The 8,849-nt window shown below is 48.9% G+C and carries 6 protein-coding genes and 1 pseudogene; 1 reads left to right on the forward strand and 6 read right to left on the reverse strand.

What is annotated here, in order from left to right:
* Positions 1-253: 253 nt before the first annotated feature.
* The 5 genes from AK963_RS10725 to AK963_RS10745 all read right to left on the reverse strand — a co-directional run bounded on the left by AK963_RS10725 (position 254) and on the right by AK963_RS10745 (position 6,798).
* A complete protein-coding gene (locus tag AK963_RS10725; RefSeq protein ID WP_139117352.1) occupies positions 254-2,767 on the reverse strand; it encodes an ankyrin repeat domain-containing protein in 2,514 nt (837 codons plus the stop codon).
* Between the two features lie 375 nt (positions 2,768-3,142).
* The gene (locus tag AK963_RS10730) at positions 3,143-4,144 is read right to left on the reverse strand and encodes an isopenicillin N synthase family dioxygenase (RefSeq protein ID WP_066015446.1); all 1,002 of its coding nucleotides are present in this window, start codon (positions 4,142-4,144) and stop codon (positions 3,143-3,145) included.
* Between the two features lie 102 nt (positions 4,145-4,246).
* On the reverse strand, positions 4,247-5,020 hold the full coding sequence (locus AK963_RS10735; protein ID WP_083232579.1) for an ABC transporter permease: 774 nt from the start codon (positions 5,018-5,020) through the stop codon (positions 4,247-4,249).
* Entirely contained in the window at positions 5,017-5,796 is a 780-nt protein-coding gene (locus tag AK963_RS10740) for an ABC transporter ATP-binding protein (protein WP_066015447.1), read from the reverse strand. The genes AK963_RS10735 and AK963_RS10740 overlap by 4 nt, the downstream gene beginning before the upstream one ends.
* Positions 5,797-5,799: 3 nt before the next feature.
* The gene (locus AK963_RS10745) at positions 5,800-6,798 is read right to left on the reverse strand and encodes an ABC transporter substrate-binding protein (RefSeq protein WP_066015448.1); all 999 of its coding nucleotides are present in this window, start codon (positions 6,796-6,798) and stop codon (positions 5,800-5,802) included.
* A gap of 483 nt (positions 6,799-7,281) precedes the next feature.
* Here AK963_RS10745 and AK963_RS10750 point away from each other — a divergent pair, with 483 nt between their 5' ends.
* The gene (locus AK963_RS10750) at positions 7,282-8,649 is read left to right on the forward strand and encodes an amidohydrolase family protein (RefSeq protein ID WP_066015449.1); all 1,368 of its coding nucleotides are present in this window, start codon (positions 7,282-7,284) and stop codon (positions 8,647-8,649) included.
* A gap of 78 nt (positions 8,650-8,727) precedes the next feature.
* On the opposite strand, the pseudogene AK963_RS31935 reads toward AK963_RS10750, so the two are convergent.
* Positions 8,728-8,849, reverse strand: a pseudogene (locus AK963_RS31935) (IS1595 family transposase); the annotation flags it as partial.

The raw sequence follows: 8,849 nt of genomic DNA on the forward strand, positions 1-8,849 counted from the left end.
ATAAGTGATTCTATCGATAATTGCATGAGTTAGGATCGGTGGCATTGACTAAGAGAACAATCTTTTCTATTTGAAAAGGTAAAGGCGGCAGGAAGCGTGGCCTCCTGCCTTCTAAGGCTCTGTTCTTTTATATCATTAAAGCAATCCTGTTTATGTTCTCAATCGATGGGCCTCGATTGTCCCAGAACAGAATCTCGACTATTTCTCATCGACAAACGACATGCTCCAGTGGTGTGTCCATGTCTTATGGAGTTTATTGTAAAGTCTTCTGCTCCCCAGCATCAAAAAAGTCGTTATCGCGTGCCTCTATAAATCTGAGTTCTTTGTCCCAGAAGTGTGCCATGATTGGACCTCTGAATGGAGGCCTATTGACAACTTGATGGGAACTTAATTTTCTAAGCTGCTCTGCCTGGTGGGCTCCAGTGGAGTGTGCCAGCAGTAGTCGGTAAATAGCAGAGGTACCCATTACGGAAGCCCACTCGACAGGGAGATAACCACATACCGGTTGTTGTAGATTAACTCGCCCGGTTGCCACCAGCTTTTTTACAACCGCCAGCTGGTCCGGCTCCATCAGACTCCGCTGGATGGCCATCACCAGAGGTGTCATGGTTCGGTTGCTTCGGTTAACTTGACCAGATGTCGAATTCATTAGCTGAACATCATCTGAGCACTGTTCTATGATCGCCAGAGCAGTTTCAGTGTCTCCCCAGGCAATAGCCCAGTGTAGAGGGTTGTCATTCAGCTTGTCCCAATCTTGAGTCTGCTGATGAATATCACACCCATGCGCCAGCAGGATTTCCAGTAATTGCTGTTTGTTACCCGGCCCAGCTCTCTCCCGCATACCATCATCTTCCCTGTCATAGGGAATGTAAGCCTTGAAAGGCTCTCCACCTTTTGTGGGAATAGACAGCTCTGCGCCTTCATGCCAGAAGGGCTTTTGATTCAGATCGGCCAGCAAATGCAATGGATTCAAATGGCTGACCGAGAGTGAAGCAATATGCAGTTTATTGACCCATAAATCAGTTTTTGCGCCATTTCTCAGGGCATATTCCGCTGCATCTGGATCATGGAACCTGACAGCCCAGAACAATAGGCAGGAGTGTATGATTTCAGACCATTCAGCCTTACTGTAGCGATCATCAAGTGCAAACCGCGCATTATCCACTGTCAGGTTAAGAGTTCTGGATATTCTTGAAAGGTAATTGTGACGGAATGTCCTGGATAGTTTAATTTCAGGTACGGTGTGGACAGCGGAAACTTTATCCTGAGAGTCTGTCACAATGTGCTGCCTTTTTTGTGACGCCAGTGATAGATCTGGCTGTCTGTAACTCAGTGGCTGGAGAATATCGTAGTGATCAACTCCATTAAATAGTTGATATATTGGCTTCTGATGAGCAGGGATCTCTGAAGGTTCACAATGGTGTCCCTTTTCATCAAAACAGATAGGGACCGGTTTTGCAGAGAGTTCATATGGGCTCATGGCAAAACATTTAACCGGTCTTCCGGTTGCCCGGGCCAGTAGTGGCAAATCGTTCTCAGACCCCCACAGATGTTTATAAGAGTTCTGTGGGTCTGCAGGCACTGATTCCAGAATGGAGCCATTCCTGACCTTTTCCTCCAGCTCATGACGGGAATAGCCATATCCATCATTGCATCTGAAGAATTCTGAAGCTTCCTGATCGCTTCGGCTCAACAGCTCTACCGCTTCTTCATGCATTTTTAAGCGCAGGGTAACAGAATCCATATCGGGTATTTGGGCTGCTGCACTGGTGAAAAAACAGTTTCCGTCAGCAGGAACCAGCTTCCGATCAAGACCATATTGTGACTTCACGGCAGGCAGATAAGTTTGATGCAGAGCCCTGAATACAGCTGTATGGTATGGCACTGCAACTAATGCCTGTTCCGGTTGAGTACTTTCGGGTAACTGTCGAGGGTGCTCTGGTGCAGTGACAACTTTCTGGGGACTATCACCTGCTACAGGACAACCCGGATTGCTGGTGAGTGAACCAGTACCAGGGGGTACATCTTCGAAAGTTACTTTCACACTTTTTTGATCTGGATGAGTTGACTGCTGTGCAACTGGCTCCTGTCTGGCATTCAAAGGATGAAATACGGAACCGGTTTTACGCTTCAGAATTGGCTTTGGGTAGGGTTGTTGCTGGGTTTTGTCAACATATAGCTCAGCCATAACCCTACGTAGAGTTTGTGACTGAATATGATCAATGAAATTCTTGCGCTCTGCTTCCTTTTTTATGAGATTACTTTTAAATCCAGGCATGATGATTTTTTGTGAAAGGGCAGTGAGCAATTCAGAATCTGATATTTCATGCGCTTTAAATGACTGCCTGATTCGGTGAAACCCCTGACGCTGATCGTCCGACAGCACTTTATTCAGCATTTTATAAAACAGATGTTCTTTAAGTTGTGGGAGCTCCACGCTCTTGCGAATGCTTTTGTCTGACGGCCTGCTTTCAAGCAGAGTTAATGGCAATACATCGTATTTCAATGCGTTGGCCAATTCGAGATTACTGATTTGTTTGGGTGTCCATACTGTCCGAAATCGTTCATAGGCATCTTGCCAGTTCTGAGTAACTTCAACGGGGATCGTTGAATAAACTGGTGGGTGAGGCAGGTTTGTAGTAGTCACATCTGGCATGTTTGCTACTGAATGCCCAAATATGCTCCTTTCCGGGTCAGGCTCGTTACACTGAAATCGCTGTTGTTCTGCATGATTGTGCTGAATTACTGACGGTATTCCTAAAGTCATAACTGACTCCTTCCATGAATCATTGGAAAGACCATAAAATATTTTAAGCATTAAGGCAGTCAGTTGTTATTGATACTAACCATTTGGTGAGTATTGCTGTTCATTCAAATGATGAGTCTTTCCGTGCTGCCAGTTCTGAGGAGGTTCCACTAAAGCCTGATGAGTCAATAAAGTCTCAGGTGGAGAGATTTTCAAAAGAGTGGTTCGTTTTAAGGAGGGAGAGTTTTCAACCTGAAAATAGTACATAAAGCCCCTCTTTATAAGTTAATCGGGTTTTCTTGCTGAAATAAAGAGTGATGCTGATTATGACAGGAACGATGATTAGCTGTATTGGCAGGCTGGAAGGAAGTATTGCTTCCTTCCAGCAAAGCAACATTAAAAGTTGGCCTGAATCCGTTGCTGCAGATAATCGGCTGCAGTAATGGCCTCATACTTCTTCCTGGGTCCCTGAATTACCTCATTACGATTGGCCTGGCAGAAAAAGGCCATGGAATAGCGTGAACCCTGGCTTTCATCAGGTCTGGGCATTCTGACTCGGTGCAGGGTGGATTTCAGCTGATCATCACTCCAGCGCATCAGCATATCGCCAATATTGCAGGTGATGATGCCGTCCATAGGAACCACATTGGTCCATTCAAGTTTGTTTTTACTGTCTTTACCCGGGCAAACCTGCAGTCCCCCCTGACCGGATTTTTGGAAAACCATCGTTAAACAGTCAAAGTCGGTGTGGGCGCCTGCACGCCAGATACCGGGTATCGCTTTGCCTTCCATGGGCAGGTAGTGCAGCAGGCGCAGGGTGGATTGATAATCTTCTGCCTGCCAGGTGTGCGCTTTGTGGAAAAAATCAGAAGGAAAGCCAAGCTTGTCGGCAAAGCAGGAGAGTATGCTCATACCCAGCTGCCAGCATTGCTGCTCAAAGGTCAATAAGAAATCTTGAAACCCGTCAATGGTCGTTGAATTTTCATGACTCTTTGGCCAGAGCCCTGACATATGAGGGCGGGTAATCTGATAGGACTCTTTGCGGTCGGCTTTTCCGGTGGATGGGCGAATCTGAGCCTGAAACTCCCAGCCGGCATTCAGGCCATCTTTCAGTGGGTACTGCTCTTTTTCCGCCATAGGCAGACTGAAAAACTGCTCAGAGTACTGAAAAGCTTTATTGATATCAGTCAGCTCAATGGAATGATTTTTTATTTGAAAGAAACCCACTTCCACGGCGGCATGCCAGAGTTGTTCAGTGATTTCCGGTTTTCTCTCGTTAAACCGGCTAAGGTCAATGATTGGGATGGCTCTCTGATCGTTCTCGGTGCCCCGGCTGCCCAGGTTTTTTTCCAGATTCAATTCTGTCAGTGAATAGTTTTGCTGACTGGTGGTTTGCATTGTCTTTCTCCAATAGTTGGGCAGAGTTGCCGTTATTGGAGCAATGCCTGATTTCCGGAAGGAAACCCGCCGCTTCTACTCCAGAGTTGAAAAAATAAAGGGTTACAGCTCTGTTTTGGTCAGACTCCAGGCAAAGCCGATTTTCTGAATCCACTGGATCAGCTTGAACAGGATCAGGCTGACGGCAGCGAGAAAGAACAGGGCGGCAAAAGCCTGTGGAACTTTAAAGTACGATGTTGAGAATTGAACGAAGTACCCCAGCCCCTGCTCAGCAGCGACAAATTCTGCGACCACGGCGCCAATAATCGACAGGGTAATGGCTACTTTCAGTCCGCTGAAAATATACGGGGTTGCGTAGGGCAGGCGAATTTGCCAGATCTCCTTATGCACCGGCGCTTTCAGCGACCGGGACAGTTCAATCATTTCCGGGGGCGTTGCCAGCATGCCGGTGGTTGCAGAAACCACCAGTGGGAAAAAAGTAATCAGGCAGGTAATGACCAGTCTTGGTGCTTCACCGGTGCCCAGAATAACAATTAACAGTGGTGCAATGGCAACGACAGGTGTCGACTGAATGATGACCAGAAGAGGATACAGCGTCCGAGCCAGAAACCGGGAGCGTACCATCATCATGGCCATGGGAATACTGATGGCAATTGATAGCAGAAACCCCTTAAGGGCAATACTGACCGTAGCCCACAGATGCCCAGCCCAGCGCTGGCTTTCAACCTGGAAAAAAGCTTTGGCAATATCGCTGGGTGCAGGCAGAACAAACACCGGGATCTCTAACAGTCGGCAGATCAGCTCCCACAGAGGAATCAGGCTGACCAGCGCGAGTATGGGCAGCACTTTATGGGACAGAAAGGTTTTCATTGTCATGCGGCCACCCTGTCAGTCTGATAAATGTAATCGCGCAGTACTCGCGTGTAATAGCCAAATTCAGGATGCTGTAAGGTGTCCAGGGAACGGGGTCTGGGCAGGTCGATCGTAATATTATCGACCAGCGTACCGGGCCTCTCACTCATGACCAGTATACGGTCGGCCAGCAATACCGCTTCGGAAATCGAATGAGTGATGAACAGAACGGTCTTGGGTTTTTCCCGCCAGAGGCCCAGAAGATCAAACCCCATTTGCTCACGGGTCAGTGCATCCAGTGCGGAGAAAGGTTCATCCATGATCAGAATATCCGGATCAAGCAACAGAGCGCGGGTAATACCTACCCGCTGTTGCATACCACCGGACAGCTCATCGGGGCGATGGTGAGCAAACGCTTCCAGACCCGCCATGGTCAGAAGGGCCATGGCCTGTTCACGATGACTTTGAGTAATGCGGCCGTACTTGTGTTTTACCGGGAACAGCACGTTATCCATTACGTTCAGCCAGGGAAGGAGCACCGGTTTTTGAAATACGATGCCCACATCCTCTCTCGGACCATCAACCTGCTGGTCATAAATCCGCACTGTCCCCTGGCTGGGGGTTATCAATCCCGATAGCAATCTGAGCAGAGTCGACTTGCCACAGCCGGAGGGGCCGACGACAGAAACAAACTCATGCTGCTCAATGGTAAAATTGACATTATTGAGCGCCAGTACTTTTTCGCCATAGTCTTTCTCATAGCTGTGAGAAATGCCGGAAAACTCTACACACTGTCGCATGGTTTACTCTCCGTTAAGGCTGTCCGGGGTTACGGCAGATGCGGGGTTAAAGCTGGCAATATCCAACTGTTGCGCCCGGGCAGTCCAGCTCCAGGTGGTTGCCAGCCGCTCTGGATCAAATTTGCCAAGCCCATGGGAAGCACTGGCGTCGTTATATACCAGACCCTTGATGGCCTTGATGGTGTCAGCGGCAACCTGTGCATCTACCTCGGGTACCTGTTTGTTAATGGCCACACCACTGGCTTCCGGGTTTTTCCAGGTATAGTCAATCGCTTTGGCAAAAGCCTTGATAAAGCGCCTGGCAACATCAGGGCGTTCTGCAAGGAATCGGTCGGAGGCGACCAGTGCCGTTGAGTAAAACTCAAGGCCTGCGTCGTACCAGGGGAGGACTTCAAGATCCTTTCCTGCATCTCTGGCCTGCTGGCGATAGCGCTCAGTGTCGGTCAGCCAGGAAATCACCACATCTGTGCTTCCAGTCATCAGCATCGGGTTCAGGGCGCCCGGGTTGGCTTTCACCAGATTGATGCTCTCTTCTTCAACATTGTTCAAATCCAGAAGCAGGGGGAGAAAGATATTGGATGACGTAAAGGGGGAGGTGGCTATGGTTTTACCAGCGACGTCTTTCGCACTGTCGATGCCCGAGTCTTTGAGTACAAAGAAGGCGTGGGGTGCCTCACTGAAAACAGAGTGAACGGCAGTTACGGGTACCTGATCATTGGCCTTCGCCATCATCAGGGCAACCAGGTCTGCCTGGCCGATATCGGCGTTGCCAGTAGCCAGTTTACTGATGGCATCAGTAGACCCTCTTCCCTGCGCAATGTTTACTGCAATATCCTGCTCGGCAAAAAAGCCTTCATGAATGCCAACGTAAACGGGTGCCTTGTCACCGCCTGGCAGCCAGTCCAGCTGAAAGGTGACCTGGTCTGCGGCAATGGCCTGTGTGGAGGTAATGGCAAAGGCCAGTGAAGAGCAGAGTTTTCGTATCCATCGAGGTGTTGTCATTGTATTTCCTGCCACTGGGTTATATGGGCTCAATGATGGGGCAGGTAAGAACTCCGGGTATCAACGCCTGCCACACTGGCTGAACTGTCAGTACCACGCCATCGTATAGACGGGCGCGTGACCATCACTGAGTGTGGTTGTGCGTTGAGCAATGACCCAGGCGACGCCTTGACAGCTTCTACTCAATGCAAAAACTTGCAATGACTCCTGAGCAATTGGTGTGCCAGATCAAGGAATACCGTAAATGAAAGGGGGATCATGGAGAAAATCTGGAATTAATAAATTTTTGTTGTGTATCCGTGCGCCAGAATGGTGCGGCAGGGTTGCCAGCTGCTTTAACCGTTGGCAGTTACTATTTGAAGTGTCTCTATTTCAGTCACTGTTTCCTGAAGTTATGAGCGGCATATGCTGAGTGTTCAATGAAGTGCGCTCTCTCTGGCTTGAAGATTGCTGTGATAAAACCAGAACATTTTGGAGCTGTGTATGAGTTTTCTAATAAAAAATGCCAGGGCAGTTTATGCGCCGGGTTCACCAGAGTCAACGGACATTCGAATTTCAGAAGGCTTTATTACTGAACTGGGACAAGGGCTTTTACCGTTGTCAGGCCACCAGGAACGGATTATTGATGCCTCAAACTGTGTCGCCTATCCAGGCTTTGTGAATACTCACCATCATCTTGCCCAGTCTATCTTAAAGGGGGTTCCGGAAGGGCTTAACCAGGGGCTTGGTGACTGGCTGGCTTCTGTACCTTACCGCTTCTGGCCAAAGATTACTCCAGAGCTGATGTATCAGGCGGCCCGTCTGGGATTTTATGAACTGCTCCGTTCCGGCACTACAACCTGTGCCGATCATCACTACCTTTATCACAAAAACACCAGCCCTGAAGTGGAAGCAGCAGTTTGGCAGGCAGCGGAAGAGATGGGTATTCGTTTTGTGCTCTGTCGTGGTGGAACAACGACGCATGGCTCTCATAGGGGGATGGAGAAATCTGCCGTCGAGTCCGAGTCGCTGGATCAATACCTTTCGCTTCTGGAAGGCACAAGAACCCGTCATCATGATCCGTCTCCCATAGCCATGAAACGTTTGGTGGTTGCGCCAACCAGTCTGGTGCATGGCAGTGAGCCGGATCATCTGCGAGTGATGGCCGACTACGCCAGAAGTCACCAGCTGAAGATGCACTCTCACTTGCTCGAAGTGTCATACGACGATGAACAGGCGTTGGCAAAGTACGGCATGAGTGCCATTGATTATGCTGAGTCCTGTGACTGGCTGGGGGCGGATGTCTGGTTTGCACATCTGGTGAAGGCGGATGCACATGCTATTCAAAAACTGGCTGAAACTGGAACAGGCATTGGTCACTGCCCGACGTCGAATTGTCGATTGGGGAGTGGTATTGCTCCCGTGATTGACATGGTAGAAGCGGGTGTTCCTGTCAGTATTGGTGTCGATGGTTCAGCTTCCGCAGAGTCGGCTTCCATGCTTCAGGAGCTGAATCTCTCTTGGCTGTTGCATCGAACACAGCATGGGGCAGAAGCCACTCATCTTGACCGGGTTCTACAGTGGGGTACCCAGGGTGGAGCGAAAATACTGGGGCTTGATGGGGTGGGAGAGGTTGCCGTCGGTAAGGCTGCAGATGTTGTCTTATATAATATCGATAATCCGAGAATGGTCTCTGTCCATTCCCCATTATGGTCTCCGCTGATGTGTGGTGAACCTGCTCAGGTGGATTATCTGTTTGTTAACGGCAAATTACGGGTTGAGTTTGGCGAGGTTGTTGGAGTTGATGAGCGGCAGTTGGTAAATGATATTCGCTCAGCTCTTAATGAATTGGCGAAGCTGGGGTCGGAATAGATTTATGTAAACTACAAAGGTATAACATCTTTGAACTTTCAATGCCTGCATAGTCTGACATTCTAATCATTTACCTGATTACCACTGTACCTCAGCCAGCTTGAGAAGCCTTGCTGGCATGGGGCAAGTTCGTGCAGCCATGTAACCCAACCTTGACACCATTGCTTTCAAATCAAAGCGCCGGTTGAATCGATAACAAT

The organism is Endozoicomonas atrinae, assembly GCF_001647025.1.
In the GTDB taxonomy this organism is placed as follows: Bacteria; Pseudomonadota; Gammaproteobacteria; order Pseudomonadales; family Endozoicomonadaceae; genus Endozoicomonas; species Endozoicomonas atrinae.

Bases quoted from the DNA above. Each gene is read 5' to 3' on its own strand.
- AK963_RS10725 (WP_139117352.1), bottom strand. From the start codon at position 2,767: ATGACTTTAGGAATACCGTCAGTAATTCAGCACAATCATGCAGAACAA.
- AK963_RS10730 (WP_066015446.1), bottom strand. From the start codon at position 4,144: ATGCAAACCACCAGTCAGCAAAACTATTCACTGACAGAATTGAATCTG.
- AK963_RS10735 (WP_083232579.1), bottom strand. From the start codon at position 5,020: ATGACAATGAAAACCTTTCTGTCCCATAAAGTGCTGCCCATACTCGCG.
- AK963_RS10740 (WP_066015447.1), bottom strand. From the start codon at position 5,796: ATGCGACAGTGTGTAGAGTTTTCCGGCATTTCTCACAGCTATGAGAAA.
- AK963_RS10745 (WP_066015448.1), bottom strand. From the start codon at position 6,798: ATGACAACACCTCGATGGATACGAAAACTCTGCTCTTCACTGGCCTTT.
- AK963_RS10750 (WP_066015449.1), top strand. From the start codon at position 7,282: ATGAGTTTTCTAATAAAAAATGCCAGGGCAGTTTATGCGCCGGGTTCA.